We start from the raw sequence: 19,213 nt of genomic DNA on the forward strand, positions 1-19,213 counted from the left end.
GCACGGGCGCACCGGTCTTCCGCGCGTTTCGGGTCTAGCCCGCCAGGTTGTAGACGTGATCGGGGGTCGCCACCGAGGTCACCGCCGTGGCGATCTGGCCGGCGGCGTGGTCGGCGGGCACATCGGAGTTGGTGAACACCACCAACGTGGCGTCCTGCTCGGGCAGGTACACCGACACCGTGGTGTAGCCGGGGATGTCTCCGTTGTGGCCGATCCAGCCGTGGGTGTCGAAGATCGTGAAGGCGTAGGTGACCCCGGGATAGGCGGCCTCGCCGGAAATCCGTTGCGCCTGGGTCTCCGGACGCAACTGGGTACCGCGGCCCAGCGCGGCGGCCCAGACCTTCATATCGGCGAGATCGGAGATGATGGCGCCGGCCGCGTCGCCCCACGACGGATTCCAGAAGGTGGAGTCGACGACGCCCCCGCCGTCCGGCATCCCGAGGTAGCCGTGGGTGAACGGTTCCGGCATCGCCCCGTTGGTGGGCCAGAATGTCTGCCACAACCCCAGGGGTCCGATGACGTGCTGGCGCACGTAGTCCGGCAGCGACTGGCCGGACACCCGAGCCACCACCATGCCCAACAGCACGGTGTTGGTGTTGGAGTATTCGAACTTCTCGTTCGGCGCGAAGTTCGGCGGATGGCGGAAGGCGATGTCGACCAGCTGGCGAGGAGTGGTGGGGAAAGCGTCCGGACCCGTCGGCGCCTCGGCGAAGAACTGCGCCTGGAACGCCTCGTCGTCGGAGTAGTTGAACAGGCCGCTGCGCATCCGGCCCAGCATGTCGAGGGTGATCTGCTCGCCGTTGGGCACACCGTCGACATACAGCGAGATGGGGTCGGTGAGCCGGATGCGGCCCTGATCCACCAGTTGCAGGACCGCGGTGCCGGTGAAGGTCTTGGTGACGCTGCCGATCCGGGTGTGATCGTTGACCGTCAGCGGCCGGCCGGTGGCGGTGTCACTGACCCCGACGGCCGTCGCGTACTCGATCCTGCCGGGAATCGACAGACCCACGATCGCGCCGGGGATGTCCATCTCGGCCACCTTCGCGGCGATCGCGGCATCCAGTTCGGTGCGCAGATCGGCGGCCACAGCGGTGGGCCCCGGGACGGCGGCGAGCAGGAGTACGGCGAAAACGGCCGCGAGCGTGCGACCACCAGACATGGCGGGCCCCGTTCTGTTCAAGGGTGTCGGCCGGTTCGCTCGGAGCCTATCCGGAGTTTGGCAGCATGGATGCCATGTCGATCAAGCCCACCTCGATTGCACACCTCCGGTTGACCGTCACCGACATCGAACGGTCCCGGTGGTTCTACGAGTCGGTGTTCGGCTGGCCGGTCCTGATCGAGGTGCCCGAAGGCGCCGACGAGGCCACCAAGGAACGGTTGGGTTTCCTGTTCGGCGGCGTCATCTACGACATGGGGCACGGGCTGATCGGGTTGCGTCCCGTGTCCACCGACCGTTTCGACGAGAACCGCACAGGTCTGGACCATCTGGCGTTCAAGCTCGACAGCAGGGCCGACCTGGACGCCGCGGCAGGACATCTCGACGAACTCGGCATCGAACGGGGGCCGGTGAAGGACATCGGCCCGGCGTTCATCCTGGAGTTCCGCGACCCGGACAACATCGCGCTGGAGTTGTCGGCACCGAAGTGATCAGAGGATGCGGTCCTTGCTGGCCCTGACAGGGCCGGCGCTGGCCGGCGGCAGGAACAGGTGCCCGCGCAGACTGCCCCTGGCGGTGCGCGCTGCCACCAGCACCCACGTCAGCAGCAGCCCGATGAAGGCGACGACGGCCGCCACCCGGAACATCGGTACCCCGGTGTGGTCGGCAAGCTGAGTGGTGCCCATGACGAAGGTGCCCACCGGAAACGTCAAGCTCCACCACGTCAGCGCGAACGGCATCCCGCGGCGCAGCGTGCGCACCGTCAGCGCCGTCGCCAGACCTATCCACAGCACCGCGAAACCCCACACCGGCACACCGAACAGGATGCCGAAGACGTACATGCCCGTCGCCACCTCGGCCGGCACCGCCAGAGCGGCCTGGGTGCCCAGAAGTCCTGCCGCAGCGATGGATTGACCCAGCGGCCCCAGCACGATCCACAACGTGGGCACCCTCGCCGTACCCGAGGTGCCGAAATGGGCCAGCCGGCTCCAGATCAACGTGATGATGATCAGCGAGGCCACCAGCGACAGCCCGAACATCGCGTAGCAGCCGTACAGCATGGTCGCCCGGCCCGTGCCCGGCGCCATGTGCGGGATGAGCAGGGCGCCGGTGGCGGCGGACACCATCGGCGGGACGACGGGCATCAACCAGCCGCCGAACGCGGCATCCGGTTCGACGGCGTGCTGGGTGAACATCAGATAGGGAATGGTCAGCGCCGTGAACAGCCCGCCGACGGTGCCGAAGCTCCACAACACCCAGTGCAGGTCGACGGCGGCGCGCTCGCCGATGAGGTCCTTGCCGACCAGAACGGCGCCCGCGCCCACCGTCATCAGGGCCATCGGAGCGGCACCGTAGAAGTGCGCCATCTGCGGGTTGCGTCCGTGCGTGCGGGCCACCGTCGGGTGACGCAACCAGTGGCCGCCCACCGCGATCACCAACACCACCAGCAGCACCGCTGCGGTGACCCAGACGAACTCGGAGAATGCCCGCAGTCCCGGCACGTGCACGGGCAGCATGGCTCCGGAGTTGGCGACGATCCCGGTGCCCATCACGGACGAGAACCAGTTGGGACCCAGGTTGCCCAGGACCTCACGCCGGCGACTCGTCACAACTGCCTGACGCTACTGCAGTCACCGGAGGTTTACCCCCAGACGATTGGGTGGAAATCGCCGTGTCCTTCCGGCGCTCAGGTCCATAGGTTGGACTCATGGTTGTTGTAGACAGCGTTGCGCCGGCCGCCCCACCGGCGGTCAGAACCCGGCGGTTGAGTCCACACCTGGGTGTGGTGCCGACGGCATCGATGATCACCGGAGCCGCGTTGGCGACGTTCTGGTTCTGGATTCCGTTGGCGATCTTCGTCCTTGGTGTCACCTCCATTCCGTCGGGCGTCGGATTCGCCTTGGCCGCGGTGGTGTTCATCTATTTGATGCGCGGCGTCAACTGGGTGGAGCGGGTGCGCAGTGAGGCGGTGTTCGGTCTGGCGATCCCGGTGCCCGGCCGCCGGCTGTCGCCGTACACCGGGTTCCAGCGGTGGCTGCACCAACTGTGGCTCGATGTCAGCAACGCCCGGTTCTGGAAGGGCTGTGCTCACCATTACCTGCGGATGCTCTACGACGTGGCCGCCACCGGTCTGGCGTTCGCACTGATCGCGTTCGCGTTCCTGGGACCTGCCGCGGCAATCGCGGTCGAGGGCAGCGATGATGCCGTCGGCTTGCAGTTCCTGCCGCCGGTACTGGCCTGGGTGCTCGCGGTGATCGCACTGGCGGCCGCCGCCGCGGTCCTGGTCTTCGCGCCGGCGCTGGACGCCCGGATCGACCGCTGGCTGTTACCGCCGTCGTCCACCGCCGAACTGCGGCACCGGGTCAACGCCCTGGCCGACGCACGCCAAGGCGCGGTGTCGTCGGCGCAGACCGAACGCCACCGCATCGAACGGGACCTGCACGACAGCGTGCAACCTCGGCTGGTGTCGCTGGCGATGACGATCGGGCTGGCGCAGACGAAACTCGACACCGATCTGCCCGCCGCCAAGACCCTCATCGACGAGGCACACAACGACGCCAAACAGGCGCTGACCGAACTGCGCAACGTGGTCCGTGGGATAGCACCGACCATCCTGGCCGACCGCGGCCTGGACGCGGCGCTGTCATCGGTGGTCCAGCGCGCCGAGACCTCGGGTGTGCCAACCACTTTGGACGTCCACCTGCCGCGGCGCCTGCCCGACGAGGTGGAGGCCGTCGCGTACTTCGTCGTCGCCGAGGCGCTGACCAACATCGCCAAACACGCCCAGGCCAACCAGGCCGTGGTCACCGTGCGTTTCGACGAGAGCAGCCTGGCCGGCCCACAGCTCTACGTCTCGGTGTTCGACGACGGCCGCGGCGGCGCGGTCTACGGGGATCAGGACTCGGATGCCACAGGTTTACGCGGGCTCGAGGAGCGGGTGCGTGCCGCCGGGGGAACGTTCTCGGTGTCCAGCCCCATCACCGGTCCCACCATCATCACCGCGGTGGTGCCATGCGCATCGTGATCGCCGAGGACTCGGCACTGCTGCGGGGCGGCATCGAACGGATTCTCACCGAATTCGGCCACGAAGTGGTGGCCGGCGTCGCCGATGCCACCAACCTGCTGACCATCGTCAACGACACCAAGCCCGACCTGGCGATCGTCGATGTCCGCATGCCGCCGACGTTCACCGACGAAGGCATCCGCGCGGCGGCGCTGCTGCGCAAGCAGAACCCGGAGTCGGCGGTGCTGGTGCTCTCGCATTATGTCGAGGAGCGTTACGCCGCCGACCTGATCGCCTCGGACACCCGCGGATTCGGCTACCTGCTGAAGGACCGGGTGGCCGACGTGCCCGCCTTCCTGGCGGCCGTCGACACCGTGGGCGGCGGGGGGACGGTGCTCGACCCCGAGGTCGTCGCGCAGATCCTGGTGCGCTCACAACGCCACAACGCACTCGAGCAGCTGACCCCGCGCGAACGCGAGGTGCTGCAGTTGATGGCGGAAGGCAAGACCAACTCCGCGATCGCGGCCGCCCTGTTCATCTCCACCGGTTCCGCCGAGAAGCACATCGCCTCGATCTTCACGAAGTTCAACCTGGCCCCTGACGAGACCGAGAACCGCCGTGTGCTGGCGGTCCTGCGCTACCTCGAATCCTGACTCGGAGAACCTGATGACCAACCGCGCTCCCTTCCCGCCCGCGCCGATCCAGCCCCCGCCCGGGCCCACGCAGACCCTCCCCCGCCCGGTCCGACGCTGACCCTCCCCCGCCCGGCCCGACCCCGCCCCCTGCCCTGTCCCCCGCCGGCCGCACCGGCCTGCGCGCGCTGGTGGTGATCGCCGCCGCGCTGCTGCTGGTGCTCGGCCTCGGTGCGCTGACCGCGGTCGCGGTGGGCCTGGGCAGCACGCGGGTGGTCGCCGACAGCCAGGCATTGCCGGCCACCATGCGCACGCTGACGGTGGACACCGGATCGGTGCCCATGTCGGTGCAGATCGAATCCGATGCCGATGCCCGCGAGCCGCGTGCCGAACTGCGGTTCATCAGCACCGCCGATGCCGGCGATCACACCCTGGACATCGCCACCGGACCCGACACCCGCATCTCGGTGCGCGGCACCACGCCGGACTGGATGGAATGGGCCCGCGCCGGTCAGCTGACCATCGTGTTGCCGCCGCAGCTGGGCCAGCGGCTGACGGTCACCACCGAACAGCAGCTCGGGGTGCTCAAGGTGGAGGCCGATCTGGACCGCCTGGTGGCGCGCAGCACCGGCGGCGCGGTGATCCTCGAAGGGTCCGCGCGTGTCATCGAAGCCGAGGTGCGCCAGGGCGCGGTGGTCTCCGATGATCCGGTTCGGGTACGAGAGTCGTTCTCGGCCAACGTGATCGAAGGGGATGTCGACGTCACCTTCCGGGACGAGCCGCCGAGCTCGATCGAGGCGACGACCTCCAACGGTGACGTGACGCTGGACCTGCCCGGCGACGGCCCGTTCCTGGTGACCGCCATCGCCGGCACCGAGTACGACAACACCCAGGTGCGGGTACCTCAGACCAGTGATCCCGCCGAGGCGGCAGCGACGGTCATGGCCCGGACCGGGCGCGGCGATATCGTCATCGAGCAAGCACGCTGAGATCCGACGCCATGCCATTGCTTACGCAACCAACCCAGACGTCATTCATATGTGAGACCTGCGGCTGTTTCGTGGATCACACTTTCGGGCAGCCGTCAGGACGGGGGCGTCGAGAAGCGGCGGCCACACACGGAAGGTGACCAGACGTGAGCGATGACGCGAGCACAGACGGGGGTGCCGAGGGAAAGGTAGAAGTCACCGAATCGGCCAAGGAAGCAGCGGCGGAGATGGTCAAGGCCTACGAGGACCGGCCCACCGCGGTACTGCCCGGATCACACAACACCGTGACCGGAACCGCGGTCAATGACTGGCTCGATGACGACGGCAATCCCAAATTCGGCAAGGACGAACCCGAGAAGAACTGAAAGTGGTTGACTGGCAGTCGTTATGGCGATCGCGTTCAACCACACCATTGTCGCCGCCCGCGATGCTGCGGCGTCGGCGGCGTTCCTGACCGAACTGTTCGGGCTTCCGGACGCCCGGCCGGTGGGCCACTTCATGGCCGTCGGGCTGGAGCACGGCGCCACCCTCGACTACGCCCAGGTTCCCGCAGAGGAGCCGATCCGCCCGCAGCACTACGCCTTTCTGGTCGGCGAGGACGATTTCGACGCCATCTACGGCAAGATCACCGCGCGGGGACTGCCGCACTGGGCGGACCCGCGCGGCCGGCATCCCGGCGAGATCAACCACAACGACGGCGGCCGCGGCGTCTACTTCCAGGACCCGGCCGGTCACTACCTGGAGATCATCACCCGCCCCTACGGCGGGTAGTCACGCGGTCGGACGACGATGCCCGCGCTCGGTCTCCTGGGTGTTGTAGGCGTCGGCCAGGCCGGTGACATGCGCGGGTAGCTCGCCACCCGCGACATCGGCCAACGTCGTCTCCTCCAGCACCGAACGCATACTCGCCCGCAGCGCGCGCCACACATCGGTCAGCGCGGCCGTCGGCCCCGAGTACGGCAGGTCACCCAAACCGATGTCGCGGACGCTGGCCAGCGGGCCGTCGATACAGCGCAGCACATCGGCGATGCTGATCCGGTCAGCCGCGCGCCCCAGCTCGTAACCGCCGTCGCGGCCACGGTGGCTGCGGACCAGCCGGTCGGTACGCAGATCGGACAGGATGTCGACCAAGAACTGCGACGGGATGCCTTGGGCGTTGGCCAGTTCCTCGGTCTTGACCAGTACGCCGTCGTCCACCGTCGCCAACTGCACCATGGCGCGCACGGCGTACTCCGCCTTGGCCGACATCCGCATCATGCGAATTCTGCCATTGCCGCCGCGCCGGTCCTCAGACCGCGGTGGCGCCGGGCACCACGATGGCGAACAGATCCGACAGCGCGGCCAGGCTGGCGGACTGCAGTGCGGCCGCCGGGACCGGGCCGTCGACACCCGGCAGTTCGCGGGTTGCCGTCGCCGCGGCGACCACGGTGGGCGCATAGCCGAGGTTGAACGCACCGCGGGCGGTGGAGTTGACGCACATGTGCGTCATGAAGCCGGCCAGCACCAGATTGGAGGCGCCGACCGCTTTGAGGCGTTCGTCGAGATCGGTCTGCACGAACGAGTTCGGATACGACTTCACCACCACGGGTTCGTCGCCGCGCGGCGCCACCTGGGCGACGATGGCGCCGGACTCGCCTTCGATGTCGTACAGCGAGCCGGGGCCGTCGCTGTGCTGGATGTGGATCACCGGGATGCCCGCGGTACGGGCCCGCTCGAGCAGCGTCGCCGCCTCATCCAGTGCGGCCTGCACGCCCTCGAGCTCCATCGGGCCACGGGTGTAGGTGTTCTGGCAGTCGATCAGGATGAGTGTGGAATCGGCCAGTGCCGCCGGTGCGGCGGGCAGTCCGGCGAGGTTGCGCAGCGTTTCACTCATGCACCAAACCCTAGCCCCCGCGGGTGACGGCCAGCACCGCCTCGGCGAGTTCGGGGCGGCACACGATGAGATCCGGCAGCGACAGATCCTCCTGGTTGTAGACCAGTGGCGAGCCGTCGATCCGTGAGGTGAACAGTCCCGCGGTCCGGGCCACGGCCACCGGCGCCGCGGAATCCCATTCGTACTGGCCGCCGGCGTGGACGTAGACATCGGCGCGGCCCTGCACCACCGCGGACACCTTGGCGCCCGCGCTACCCATCTCGACAAGCGTGCCGTCGAGGGCGTCGCGGACGGCCAGCGCGATTGCCGGCGGGCGGGTGCGCGAGACGATCACCCGGGGCGGACCGTCGACCGCCTCGGGTGCGGGCACCGTCGGGGTGGCCAGCGTCTGGCCCTGCGCGGGCAATGCGACAGCGCCGGCCACCAGTTCACCGCGTTCCCACAGCGCGACGTGCACGGCCCAGTCGTCGCGGCCCAGCTCGGAGAATTCGCGGGTGCCGTCCAGCGGGTCGACGATCCACACCCGCTCGGCGCTCAGCCGCGCCGGATCGTCGGCCCCTTCCTCGGAGAGCACCACATCACCGGGCCGCTCCGCGGCCAACGCGCCCATCAGGAAATCGTGAGCGCGCTTGTCCCCGGCGTCTTTCCGGTCCTTGGCGTCGGCGTCGGCGAACTCCTCGCGCACCGTCAGCAGCAGGGCGCCGGCTTCGGTGGCCAGCCGCGCGGCCAGCTCGTGATCACTCATGCCTGACTACTCAACATGTCGATCACCTTCTGCGCCAGCTCATCGGGCGTGTGATCGGGTGTCAACCGCAGATCCGGGTTCTTGGGCCGCTGGTACGGGCTGTCGATCCCGGTGAAGTGGGTGATCTCACCGGCACGGGCTTTGGCGTAGAGCCCCTTGGGATCGCGCCGCTCGCAGTCGGCCAGCGGGGTGTCGAGGAACACCTCGAAGAAATCGAATCCCTGGTCGATGTGCACACCGCGCGCCAGCTCGCGGTGCTCGATCAGCGGACTGATCGCCGGCACCAGCACCGTGAGGCCGGAATCGGCCATCAGCGTGGCGATGTGGGCCAGCCGGCGCAGGTTCTCGGCGCGGTCGGCCATCGAGAACCCCAGATCGGCGTTGAGGCCGTGGCGGAGGTTGTCGCCGTCGAGAACATAGGCCGGGCAACCCTTTTCGAGGAGCTTCTGCTCCACCAGCACTGCCACCGAACTCTTCCCCGACCCGGACAGGCCGGTGAACCACACGGTGCGGCCCCGCGACAGCCGGTCCTTGGCGGACACCAGCGATTGGTGGCGCACGGTGTTCGGGGTGGCGGTGCGGGTGGCCACCGGGGTGGTGTCACGCACCATGCCCGCGGCGACCGTGCCGTTGGTGTCGGGGTCGATGAGGATGAACGAGCCGGTGGCCGCGTTGCGCGAGTACTCGTCCAACAGCAGCGGCTGCTGGGTGCGCAGCGTGACCCGGCCGAGTTCGTTGAGCTTCAACGCCGTTGCCGATTTGTCGCGGTGCAGGGTGTTGACGTCGAGGCGGTAATCCAGGGCGGTGACCCTGGCTCTGGTGGTCCGCGTGGTGTGTTTGATGACGTAGTCGCGGCCGGGTTCCAGCGCCGAACCGTCGGCCATCCAGCACACCGTCGCGTCGAACTCCTGGGTGGCGTGCGGCTGGTTCTTGGCCCGGGTGATCATGTCGCCGCGCGAGATGTCGATATCGTCGGCCAGGCTGATCGACACGGCCATCGGCGGGAACGCCTCGTCGACGGGACCGGTGGGTCCGTCGATGGTGGTGATGCGACTGGTTTTCCCGCCGGGCAGCACCACCACCTCGTCGCCGGGACGCATGACTCCGCTGGCCACGGTGCCGGCATAGCTGCGGTGGTCGGCGTGTTCGTGGGTCTGCGGCCGGATCACGTACTGCACCGGGAACCGCACGTCGATCAGGTTGCGGTCACCGGCGATGTACACCTCTTCGAGGTGACTCAGCAGCGCCGGGCCTTCGTACCACGGGGTGTTCGCCGATTTGGTGACCACGTTGTCGCCCTGCAGCGCCGACATCGGGATGGTGGTGACGTCGTGGATGTCCAAACGGGCTGCGAAGGTGTGGAATTCGTCGCGGATGTCCTCGAACTTCTGTCGATCCCAGTCGATCAGGTCCATCTTGTTGACGGCCAGCACGATGTGCTGGATGCCGAGCAGCGACGCCAGGAACGCGTGCCGGCGCGACTGTTCGAGCAGGCCGTGCCGGGCGTCGACGAGCACGATCGCCAGTTGTGCGGTGGACGTGCCGGTCACCATGTTGCGGGTGTACTGGAGGTGCCCGGGGGTGTCGGCGATGATGAATTTCCGCTTGGGCGTGGCGAAGTAGCGGTAGGCCACGTCGATGGTGATGCCCTGTTCGCGTTCGCTGCGCAGGCCATCGGTCACCAACGCCAGGTCCGTGTAGTCGTGGCCGCGTTCTTTGGACGTCCGCTCCACGGCGGCGAGCTGGTCTTCCATGACCGCTTTGGAGTCGTAGAGCAGCCGGCCGATCAGGGTGGACTTGCCGTCGTCGACGGAACCCGCGGTGGCAATACGCAACAACGTGCTCATCAGAAGTAACCCTCCCGCTTGCGGTCTTCCATCCCGGCTTCGGAGATCCGGTCGTCGGCGCGGGTGGCACCGCGCTCGGTCAGCCGCGACACCGCGGTCTCGGCGATCACCTGATCGACCGTCTCAGCGGTCGATTCGACGCAGCCCGTGCACGTCACGTCACCGACGGTGCGGAATCGCACGCTCGTCTCGAACACCGGCTCGTCGTCACGCGGCTGCATGTACTCGTGTACCGCCAGCAGCATGCCGTCGCGCTGGAACACCGGCCGGGTGTGCGCGTAATAGATCGAGGGCAGCGTGATGTTCTCGGCGCCGATGTAGGCCCAGATGTCGTATTCGGTCCAGTTGGACAGCGGAAACACCCGGATGTGCTCACCCTTGCGGTGCCGGCCGTTGTACAGGTTCCACAACTCCGGGCGTTGGCTCTTGGGGTCCCACTGGCCGAACTCGTCGCGGAAGCTGTACACCCGCTCCTTGGCGCGCGCCTTCTCCTCGTCGCGGCGGGCTCCCCCGAAGGCGGCGTCGAACTTGTTCTCCCGGATGCCGCGCAGCAGCGTCACCGTCTGCAACGGGTTGCGCGACGGGCCGTTGTCGACCACCCGGCCACTGTCGATGTCGTCTTGCACGCTGGCCACCACCAGGCGCACGCCATGCTGGGCCACCAGGGCATCGCGGGTGCTGATCACCTCGTCGAAGTTGTGCCCGGTGTCGACGTGCATCACCGGGAACGGCAGCCGCCCGGGCGTGAACGCCTTGACCGCCAGATGCAGCATCACGATGGAGTCTTTGCCGCCGGAGAACAGCAGGACCGGCCGCTCGAACTCGGCGGCGACCTCGCGGATGATGTGAATCGACTCGGCTTCCAACGAGCGCAGCTGGCTCAGCTCGTACTGTCCGGCCGCCGGCTCTTGCATTACGGTCATGCTTTCCTCGTAAAGTTGGTAGAACTGACCAGGATTACAACCTTAACCGGGAATAGAACCAAAAACCGGCGGGCGGTGTCAACGCCCGAGCCGCCACCAGGTCTAGGCTGGCAGCCATGGCCGAGTCGATCTCCGCGAAGAAGAACGCCGATGCGGTCGCGAAATTCCTTGCAGCTCAGCGCTATACACGTGATGAGGTGTTCGCCGAGAAATCACCGGTGCCCAACAAGTCCGGCGCACACGGCTGGTGGTTCCGCGAGATCCCCGGAGACCTAGACGTCTCCGGGTGCCGGCAGGACAACGGCTGGACGCTGCTCTACGTCGGCATCAGCCCCGGTCCCCCGCCGGCCAGCGGCAAACCGCAACCACCGCAGGACCTCAGCAAACGAATCCGGTATCACTTCGGTGCGGGCAATGCCAGCGCCGACGGCTCCACCCTGCGCAAATCGCTCGGTGTGCTGCTGGGCTACCAGCTACGCCGCGTCGGCTCCGGCAAGAAGCAGACCTTCGCCGCCGACGAAGCCACCCTGACCCAGTGGATGGGCGAGAACGCCGCGGTGTCCTGGGTGCTGCACCCCGAACCCTGGTACCTCGAACCCAAACTGTTCGCCGCGCTGGACCTGCCGCTGAACTTCCAGAACAACGAGCGCAACGCCTTCGCCCCCGAGCTCAGGCGGCTGCGCCGGGAAGCGGCGGTCAAAGCCGGCAAGATGCGGGTGCTGGCTGAGTGGACCTAGCTGGCTGTCGTCGGCGGCACCTCGTTCAGGCGCCCGGTGGCCACGTCGAACACGAAACCGCGCAGCGACTCGTGCTGGGTGACGAACGGACTGGCTTCGATACGCCGCAGTGATTGACGGACGTCCTCCTCCAGGTCTTGGAATGCCTCGGCGGCCCATTCCGGCTTGATGCCGGTCTCGTCCTGGATCTGTTGTTTGAAACCGTCGTCGGTGAAGGTGAGCATGCCGCAGTCGGTGTGGTGGATCAGGATGATCTCGCGAGTGCCGAGCAGTCGCTGGCTGATGGCCAGCGACCGGATCTCGTCGTCGGTCACCACTCCCCCGGCATTGCGGATGACGTGGGCCTCGCCGTCGTGCAGCCCGAGGATGCCGTAGACGTCCAGGCGGGCGTCCATGCAGGCGACGACGGCGACGTGCTTGCTCGGAGGCAGCGGCAGGGGGCCTTGAAACGTCTTGGCGTACTCCGCGTTGTTGGCCAGGTACTGATCAGTGACGGACATCGCTCGACGTTAACAACGCGGGCCTGCAGTCCCAGCGGCTTCGATCACGCTGATCCGAACAAAGCGGACGCGCCGACCTCACGATCTGCGCCGGTCCGCTGACATCTCTTACCCTGTGCCAATGCCGCACAGCCCCGTGAGCCGCGCATGACGCGTTTCCTGACGCGCCGTCTCCTCAACTACGTGGTGCTGCTGCTCCTGGCGTCGTTCTTCACCTTCACCTTGGCGTCGCTGTCCTTCGAGCCGCTGGACAGCCTGCTGCAGCGCAACCCACGACCACCGCAGGCGGTCATCGATGCCAAAGCCGCCGAGCTGGGGCTGAACCTGCCGATACCGCTGCGCTACCTGGACTGGGCGTCGGGAGCCATCCAGGGCGACTTCGGCACCACCGTCGGCGGACAGCCGGTGGCCGACGAACTGTGGCGGCGCATCGGCGTGAGCTCACGGCTGCTCCTCATCGGCTCCGTGGTAGGGGCAGTGGTGGGCGTCGTCGTGGGCGCCTGGAGCGCCATCCGGCAGTACCGGCTCTCGGATCGTGTCATCACCATCGCCTCATTGCTGATCATCAGCGCCCCGACGTTCGTGGTTGCCAACCTGCTGATCCTGGCGGCGCTGCGGGTCAACTCGGTTCTGGGCGTCCAGCTGTTCGATTACATCGGCGAGACGTCACCGGATCCGGTCTACGGATGGTGGAACCAGTTCGTCGACCGCATCCAACATCTCGTACTGCCGTCGTTGACGCTGGCGTTGGGCGCCATCGCCGGGTACAGCCGCTACCAGCGCAACGCCATGCTCGACGTGCTGGGCCAGGACTTCATCCGCACCGCCCGCGCCAAAGGCCTGACCCGCCGCCAGGCATTGTTCAAACACGGCCTGCGCACCGCGCTGATCCCGATGGCGACCCTGTTCGCCTACGGCGTCGGGGCGTTGGTCACCGGCGCGGTGTTCGTCGAACAGATCTTCGGCTGGCACGGCATGGGTGAATGGACCATCCAGGGCATCAACACCCAGGACACCAACATCGTCGTGGCCGTCACGCTGTTCTCGGGCGCGGTGGTCCTGCTGTCCGGTCTGCTGTCGGACATCTTGTACGCGATCCTCGATCCGCGGGTGCGCGCCCGATGACCACCGACTCCGCCCAGTCCGGGCTGCACACCGAAGGGTTCACCTCGCGGCGCCAGCTGGTGGTACGCCGCTTCCTGCGCAACCGCCCCGCTGTGGTGTCGCTGGCGGTGCTCACGCTCATGTTCGTGGGCTGCTACGCCCTGCCGCCGCTGCTGCCGTGGTCGTACACCGATCTGGACTACTACGCACTGCAGGCACCGCCGAGCCCACAGCACTGGTTCGGTACCAACGCCCTGGGCCAGGACGTCCTGGCCCTGACGTTGCGGGGTATGCAGAAGTCGCTGCTCATCGGTCTGTGCGTGGCACTCATCTCGACGGTCATCGCGGCCGCGGTGGGCGCCGTCGCCGGCTACTTCGGCGGCTGGCGCGACCGGGCCTTGATGTGGCTGGTGGACCTGCTGCTGGTGGTGCCCAGCTTCCTGCTGATCGCGATCCTGTCGCCCCGGATCAGAGACTCCGGCGGTAACATGATCCTGTTGATCGTGTTGCTCGGCGGGTTCAGCTGGATGATCAGCTCACGGATCGTGCGGGGTATGACGATGAGCCTCCGCGATCGCGAATTCGTCAGAGCCGCACGGTATATGGGCGTATCGAACCGGCGGATCATCCTTCGCCACATCCTGCCCAACGTCGCCTCGATCCTGATCATCGACACCGCCCTGAACGTCGGGGTGGCCATTCTGGCCGAAACCGGGCTGAGCTTCCTCGGATTCGGTGTCCAGCCACCGGACGTCTCGCTGGGCACCCTGATCGCCGACGGCACCAAGTCGGTGCTCACCTTTCCGTGGGTGTTCCTGTTCCCGGCCGGAGTCCTGGTGCTGATTGTGCTGTGCGCCAACCTGATCGGCGACGGCCTGCGCGACGCCGTCGACCCGGGCGCAGGGCAGCTGCGTCGGAGGAAGAAGTGAGCGCACAGCCGGCCGGCACGTTGTTGGAAGTGAAGGATCTGACGGTGACTTTCCCGACCGACGGCGCCCCCGTGTCGGCGGTGCGGGGGGTCAGCCTGCGGGTGGACCCGGGCGAGGTGGTGGCCGTGGTCGGCGAATCCGGTTCGGGAAAATCGGCGACCGCCATGGCATTGATCGGCCTGCTGCCCGAGTACGCCGACGTCAGCGGGTCGGTGCGACTCGGCGGCGCCGAACTGCTGGGTCTGGGCGACACCGAGATGTCCCACATCCGTGGCAACCGGATCGGCACCGTCTTCCAGGATCCGATGTCGGCGCTGACCCCCGTCTACACCGTGGGAGACCAGATCGCCGAGGCGATCGTGGTGCACCAGCGTCGCCGTGGCGGCGTGGACCGGCGCCAGGCGCGCCGGCGCGCGATCGAGCTGTTGGAACTCGTCGGGATCAACCAGCCCGAACATCGGGCCCGAGCGTTTCCCCACGAGCTGTCCGGCGGCGAACGCCAACGCGTGGTGATCGCGATCGCGATCGCCAACGACCCCGACCTGCTGATCTGCGACGAGCCGACCACCGCGCTGGACGTGACGGTGCAGGCGCAGATCCTCGAGGTCCTCAAGACCGCCCGCGACGTCACCGGGGCCGGGGTGCTGATCATCACCCACGACCTCGGCGTGGTGGCGGAATTCGCCGACCGGTCGCTGGTGATGTACGCCGGGAGAGCCGTCGAGACGTCGACTGTCCAGGAGTTGTACCGCGACCGGCGGATGCCCTACACCATCGGCCTGCTGGGGTCGGTGCCCAGACTCGACGCTGTGCAAGGCACCCGTCTGGTGCCGATACCGGGGGCACCGCCGTCGCTGGCCGCGCTGGAGCCGGGCTGCCCCTTCGCCCCGCGCTGCCCCCTGGTCATCGACGAATGCCGCACCCAGGAACCGGATCTGGTGCAGGTCGGTGCGGGCCATTCCGCCGCGTGCATCCGCACCGACCAGACCGAGAATCGCAGCGCCGCCGACCTTTTCGGTGTGGCCACCGCACCGCAGGCAGCTCCCTCCGCAGAAGGTGACGTGGTGGTGCAGGTGGAGAACCTGTCACGCACCTACACCCTGACCAAGGGGGCCGTGTTCCGTCGCGCCATCGGGGAGGTGAAGGCCGTCGACGACATCAGCTTCGAGCTCCGCAGCGGCCAAACCCTGGGCATCGTCGGCGAGTCCGGCTCCGGGAAGTCGACCACCCTGCACGAGATCCTGGAACTGGCCGCCCCCCAGGCCGGTTCGATCACCGTGTTGGGCACCGATGTCGCGACCCTGGACACCACGCGTCGCCGCGCGATGCGACGCCACCTCCAGGTGGTGTTCCAGGACCCCACGGCATCGCTGGATCCACGCCTCCCGGTCTCCGACGTGCTCGCAGAACCCCTCCAGGCCAACGGTTTCGACAAAGGGGCCATCAGCAGCCGGGTGGCCGAGCTGCTCGAGCTCGTCGGGATGCGCCGCGAGGACGCCGTCCGCTACCCGGGCGAGTTCTCCGGCGGGCAGAAACAGCGGATCGGCATCGCGCGGGCCCTGGCCACCCAACCGAAGATCCTCGCTCTCGACGAGCCGGTGTCGGCGTTGGACGTCTCGATCCAGGCCGGCATCCTGAACCTGCTGCTGGATCTGCAGCAGCGATTCGGACTCTCCTATCTGTTCGTCTCGCACGACCTGTCGGTGGTCAAGCATCTGGCGCACCGGGTGGCGGTGATGTACAAGGGCGCGATCGTCGAAGAGGGTGACGCCGAGGCGGTGTTTGGCCGACCGCAACACGAGTACACCCGGAAGCTGCTGGCCGCGGTACCCCAGGTGTCCGGATAGCATCAGTGGGCATGACGCTTCGACGCTGCGCCGCTGCGCTGTTGGCCGCCACCCTGCTGCTGGCGGGCTGCTCCAGCGAGCCGCAACAGCCGCCCCCGGCAGGCGGCAACGCCGAGGTGGGCACCACCAGCGACATCAACCCGCAGGACGTGGCGAACCTGCAGCAGGGCGGCAACCTGCGGTTGACGCTGCCGGCGATGCCGAACAATTTCAACCCCTCGCACCTGGATAGCGAGGGCACTGGCGCCGCGATGTTGCGGTGGACGATGCCGCGAGCGTTCCGGGTGGCACCCGACAGTTCCACGGAAGTCAACACCGACTTCTTCACGAACGTGGAGCTCACCAGCGAGGACCCGCAGGTGGTCACCTACACCATCAACCCGGAGGCGGTGTGGTCCGACGGCACCCCCATCACCTGGGAGGACATCGCCTCGCAGATCAACGCCACCAACGGCAAGAACCCGGAGTTCATCATCTCCAACGCCGCGTTGACCGAGCGAGTGGCCTCGGTGACCCGAGGCGTCGACGACCGTCAGGCCGTGGTGACCTTCGGATCGCACTACACCGACTGGCAGAATCTGTTTTCCGGCAACGACATGCTGCTGCCCAAGTCCATGACCGAGAACCCGGAAGTGTTCAACCGCGGCCAACTGGAACGGCCCGGACCCTCGGCGGGGCCGTTCATGGTGGAGTCGGTGGACCGCACCGCACAGCGAATCACCTTGGTACGCAACCCGAAGTGGTGGGGTGAGCCCCCACTGCTGGACCGGGTCACCTACCTCGTCCTCGACGACGCCGCCCGCATCCCGGCCCTGCAGAACAACACCCTCGATGCCACCGCCGTCGCCAGCCTCGACGAGCTGACCACTGCCCGCAACACGCCCGGCATCGCCATCCGGCGTACGCCCGCCAACAGCTGGTACCACCTGACCTTCAACGGCGCGCCCGGCTCCATCCTGGAGGACAAGGATCTGCGCCTGGCCATCATGAAGGGGGTCGACCGCCAGGCCATCGCCAACGTCAGCCAGCGCGGGCTGGTCGACACCCCCGTTCCGCTCAACAACCACATCTACATCGCGGGTCAACAGGGATACCAGGACAACAGCCAGGTGGTGGCATTCGACCCGGAGAAGGCCAAGCAGGAACTCGACGCGCTGGGCTGGACCATGAACGGCCAGTTCCGCGAGAAGGACGGCCGCCAGCTGGTGATCCGCAACGTGTTCTACGACTCGCTGCCGACCCGCCAGATCGCGCAGGTGGCGCAGAACAGCCTGGCGCAGATCGGCGTCAACATGCAGCTGGTCCCCGCACCGGGTGGGAGCCTGTTCACCGACTTCGTCACCGTCGGCAATTTTGATGTCGCGCAGTTTGCCTGGGCCGGCGATGCATTCGCGTTGTGCTGCCTCACCCAGATCTACACCAGCGGTGCCGAGAGCAACTTCGGCAAGATCAGCACCCCTGAGATCGATGCCAAGGCCAACGAAGTGCTCGACGAGCTCGACCCGGCGCGGGCGCAGGAACTGGCCAACGAATTCGACGGGCTGATCTGGGAAGAGGGCTTCAGCCTGCCGTTGTTCCAGTCCGCCGGCAACGTCGCGGTGCGGGACACCGTGGCCAACTTCGGACCGGCCGGCCTGGGCGACATCGACTACACCAAGGTCGGTTTCATGAAGGCGGGTCAACCTTCCGGCCCGCCTTCGGGATAACGCTCTCGACGGCCGTGGCCGCGGTGACGGCACCGACGAGGGCCCGGATCTCCAGGTTGGCGGGCAGCGCGTCGAGTTCCTCTGCCCGGTCGGCCAATTCGTGGCTGCGGCCGTCCACCACGGCCTTGGCCACCTCCAGGGCCGCGCGTTCGCGGGTGTCGAGCATGCTGTGGGCGGCCGTGGGCATCCGCACCAGCACCGAGTCCGGGATCAGCGCAGCCACCTTCTCCGCCAGCGCGGGCGGGGTGGTCAGGTCACGGCCGCCGGAGAGCACCACCGTCGGCCACGTGAATGCCGGCATGCTGGCCGCCAGGTCATACGGTTCCGCTTCGAAACTGGGTGCCGGGCCGGGCATTTCGTCGGCCATCTGCGCCAGTGCCGGTGACGGGTCCAAGGGCAGCCCATCGGGCTCGCCGGAGAAGTCGAGCTCGCGGAAGGCAATGCGGCCCACCAGATCGACCTCGTTGCGGTAAGGCGCCTTGCGCAAGGTGAAGCGGTTCAGTTCGTCGATCACCCGCCACAACAGGGTGCGGCCTTCCAAAAGCAGGTCCAGTTGCCTGTTCAGTAGGTCCGGGCCGCCGTAGCCGTAGATCATGCCGATGATCTCGCTGGCGTCCGAGGTCAGCACCCCGTCGGCGACCAGCCGGCGGACCTTCGGCGCGATCTCGGCGGTGTCAGGTTCGTCGCCGTCGAGCAACAACCCCCGAATCGCTTGCCGCACGGCCTCGATGTCCTGCGCCGACAGCACCGGCGAGTCGAGCACCATCGCGGTGATGCGGCTCGGGTGGGACACCCCCAGACCGGCCGCGAGGTAGCTGCCGTAGGACGTGCCGTATACGACGGCCCGGTCGATGTTCTCGTGGTCCAGTACCGCCTCGATGTCGTCGACCGTCTGGTGCACGGTGATGGCCTCCAGCGGCAGGTCGTCGCCGCTGTCATCGTGGCGCGACATCCCGATTCCGCGGTGTTCCACCATGATGACGTCGAGGCCCTGGCTGGCCGCCCGGCGCCGCAGCCCCTTGTACAGCTGCACCGATGCCATGCCCGGTCCGCCGGGGATGATCACCAGCGGATGCTCGGAGCGCTCACCCGAACGGACGTAGTAGAGGTCGAACTCGCCCGCGCTGCCGGGGGTCACCGGCCGGCGGATCGATTGCACGCCCGGCATGGCAGCGAGCTTGAGGTGCACCTTGCGGCGTTTGGCATTCAGCGTCATCGCCG

Annotated in this window: 19 protein-coding genes and 1 pseudogene; 11 read left to right on the forward strand and 9 right to left on the reverse strand. The window is 67.6% G+C overall.

Annotated features, from left to right (window positions below; genetic code table 11):
- Positions 1-34: 34 nt before the first annotated feature.
- Positions 35-1,159 carry a serine hydrolase domain-containing protein gene (locus NL241_RS26325; protein WP_487694461.1) on the reverse strand — a complete coding sequence of 375 codons (1,125 nt, stop codon included), beginning with the start codon at positions 1,157-1,159 and terminating at the stop codon, positions 35-37.
- Between the two features lie 74 nt (positions 1,160-1,233).
- Between NL241_RS26325 and NL241_RS26330 the strand changes: the two genes are divergently transcribed.
- Entirely contained in the window at positions 1,234-1,647 is a 414-nt protein-coding gene (locus NL241_RS26330) for a VOC family protein (RefSeq protein WP_487694462.1), read from the forward strand.
- Here NL241_RS26330 and NL241_RS26335 read toward each other — a convergent pair whose 3' ends face one another.
- Entirely contained in the window at positions 1,648-2,766 is a 1,119-nt protein-coding gene (locus NL241_RS26335) for a TDT family transporter (protein ID WP_494395455.1), read from the reverse strand.
- Between the two features lie 98 nt (positions 2,767-2,864).
- Between NL241_RS26335 and NL241_RS26340 the strand changes: the two genes are divergently transcribed.
- From NL241_RS26340 to NL241_RS26360, 5 genes and pseudogenes are all read left to right on the forward strand, one after another.
- On the forward strand, positions 2,865-4,181 hold the full coding sequence (locus tag NL241_RS26340; RefSeq protein WP_494395456.1) for a sensor histidine kinase: 1,317 nt from the start codon (positions 2,865-2,867) through the stop codon (positions 4,179-4,181).
- The gene (locus tag NL241_RS26345) at positions 4,169-4,813 is read left to right on the forward strand and encodes a response regulator transcription factor (protein ID WP_487694467.1); all 645 of its coding nucleotides are present in this window, start codon (positions 4,169-4,171) and stop codon (positions 4,811-4,813) included. Before NL241_RS26340 ends, NL241_RS26345 begins: the two co-directional genes overlap by 13 nt.
- Positions 4,814-4,983: 170 nt before the next feature.
- Positions 4,984-5,781, forward strand: coding sequence for a DUF4097 family beta strand repeat-containing protein (locus tag NL241_RS26350; RefSeq protein WP_494395457.1), 798 nt, complete (start codon positions 4,984-4,986; stop codon positions 5,779-5,781).
- A 146-nt stretch (positions 5,782-5,927) separates the two neighbouring features.
- Positions 5,928-6,116, forward strand: a pseudogene (locus NL241_RS26355) (hypothetical protein); the annotation flags it as partial.
- Positions 6,117-6,168: 52 nt separating this feature from the next.
- Positions 6,169-6,552: a VOC family protein gene (locus tag NL241_RS26360; protein WP_487694471.1), complete on the forward strand. Its 384-nt coding sequence runs from the start codon at positions 6,169-6,171 to the stop codon at positions 6,550-6,552.
- On the opposite strand, the gene NL241_RS26365 is transcribed toward NL241_RS26360, so the two are convergent.
- Genes NL241_RS26365 through cysD form a run of 5 tightly spaced genes read right to left on the reverse strand, consistent with a single transcriptional unit; the run spans position 6,553 to position 11,169 of the window.
- Positions 6,553-7,035, reverse strand: a complete 483-nt coding sequence (locus NL241_RS26365; RefSeq protein WP_487694473.1) for an Rrf2 family transcriptional regulator — start codon at positions 7,033-7,035, stop codon at positions 6,553-6,555.
- A gap of 34 nt (positions 7,036-7,069) precedes the next feature.
- Positions 7,070-7,654, reverse strand: a complete 585-nt coding sequence (locus NL241_RS26370) for a cysteine hydrolase family protein (protein WP_487694474.1) — start codon at positions 7,652-7,654, stop codon at positions 7,070-7,072.
- A 10-nt stretch (positions 7,655-7,664) separates the two neighbouring features.
- On the reverse strand, positions 7,665-8,399 hold the full coding sequence (locus NL241_RS26375; RefSeq protein ID WP_494395458.1) for a 3'(2'),5'-bisphosphate nucleotidase CysQ: 735 nt from the start codon (positions 8,397-8,399) through the stop codon (positions 7,665-7,667).
- Positions 8,396-10,246, reverse strand: coding sequence for a sulfate adenylyltransferase subunit CysN (cysN, locus tag NL241_RS26380; protein ID WP_494395459.1), 1,851 nt, complete (start codon positions 10,244-10,246; stop codon positions 8,396-8,398). The genes NL241_RS26375 and cysN overlap by 4 nt, the downstream gene beginning before the upstream one ends.
- Positions 10,246-11,169 (reverse strand): sulfate adenylyltransferase subunit CysD, encoded by a 924-nt coding sequence (cysD, locus tag NL241_RS26385; protein ID WP_487694478.1) that lies wholly within the window; start codon positions 11,167-11,169, stop codon positions 10,246-10,248. The genes cysN and cysD overlap by 1 nt, the downstream gene beginning before the upstream one ends.
- Before the next feature lie 116 nt (positions 11,170-11,285).
- On the opposite strand from cysD, the gene NL241_RS26390 reads away from it, so the two are divergent.
- Entirely contained in the window at positions 11,286-11,906 is a 621-nt protein-coding gene (locus NL241_RS26390; protein ID WP_494395460.1) for a GIY-YIG nuclease family protein, read from the forward strand.
- Here NL241_RS26390 and NL241_RS26395 read toward each other — a convergent pair.
- Positions 11,903-12,406 carry a beta-class carbonic anhydrase gene (locus NL241_RS26395; protein WP_494395461.1) on the reverse strand — a complete coding sequence of 168 codons (504 nt, stop codon included), beginning with the start codon at positions 12,404-12,406 and terminating at the stop codon, positions 11,903-11,905. The genes NL241_RS26390 and NL241_RS26395 overlap by 4 nt on opposite strands.
- A gap of 147 nt (positions 12,407-12,553) precedes the next feature.
- On the opposite strand from NL241_RS26395, the gene NL241_RS26400 reads away from it, so the two are divergent.
- From NL241_RS26400 to NL241_RS26415, 4 genes are read left to right on the forward strand one after another with little or no spacing between them, the layout of a single operon-like run.
- Positions 12,554-13,531 carry an oligopeptide ABC transporter permease OppB gene (locus NL241_RS26400; RefSeq protein ID WP_487694489.1) on the forward strand — a complete coding sequence of 326 codons (978 nt, stop codon included), beginning with the start codon at positions 12,554-12,556 and terminating at the stop codon, positions 13,529-13,531.
- Positions 13,528-14,439, forward strand: a complete 912-nt coding sequence (locus tag NL241_RS26405) for an oligopeptide ABC transporter permease OppC (RefSeq protein ID WP_487694490.1) — start codon at positions 13,528-13,530, stop codon at positions 14,437-14,439. The genes NL241_RS26400 and NL241_RS26405 overlap by 4 nt, the downstream gene beginning before the upstream one ends.
- 20 nt (positions 14,440-14,459) lie before the next feature.
- Positions 14,460-16,286, forward strand: a complete 1,827-nt coding sequence (locus tag NL241_RS26410) for an oligopeptide ABC transporter ATP-binding protein OppD (RefSeq protein WP_494398396.1) — start codon at positions 14,460-14,462, stop codon at positions 16,284-16,286.
- 11 nt (positions 16,287-16,297) lie between these two features.
- Complete coding sequence (locus tag NL241_RS26415; RefSeq protein WP_487694491.1) at positions 16,298-17,992, forward strand: oligopeptide ABC transporter substrate-binding protein OppA; 1,695 nt, start codon at positions 16,298-16,300, stop codon at positions 17,990-17,992.
- Here NL241_RS26415 and NL241_RS26420 read toward each other — a convergent pair.
- Entirely contained in the window at positions 17,952-19,208 is a 1,257-nt protein-coding gene (locus NL241_RS26420) for an alpha/beta hydrolase (protein WP_494395462.1), read from the reverse strand. The genes NL241_RS26415 and NL241_RS26420 overlap by 41 nt on opposite strands.
- Positions 19,209-19,213 lie beyond the last annotated feature (5 nt).

Source organism: Mycolicibacterium sp. SMGY-1XX (assembly GCF_059132455.1).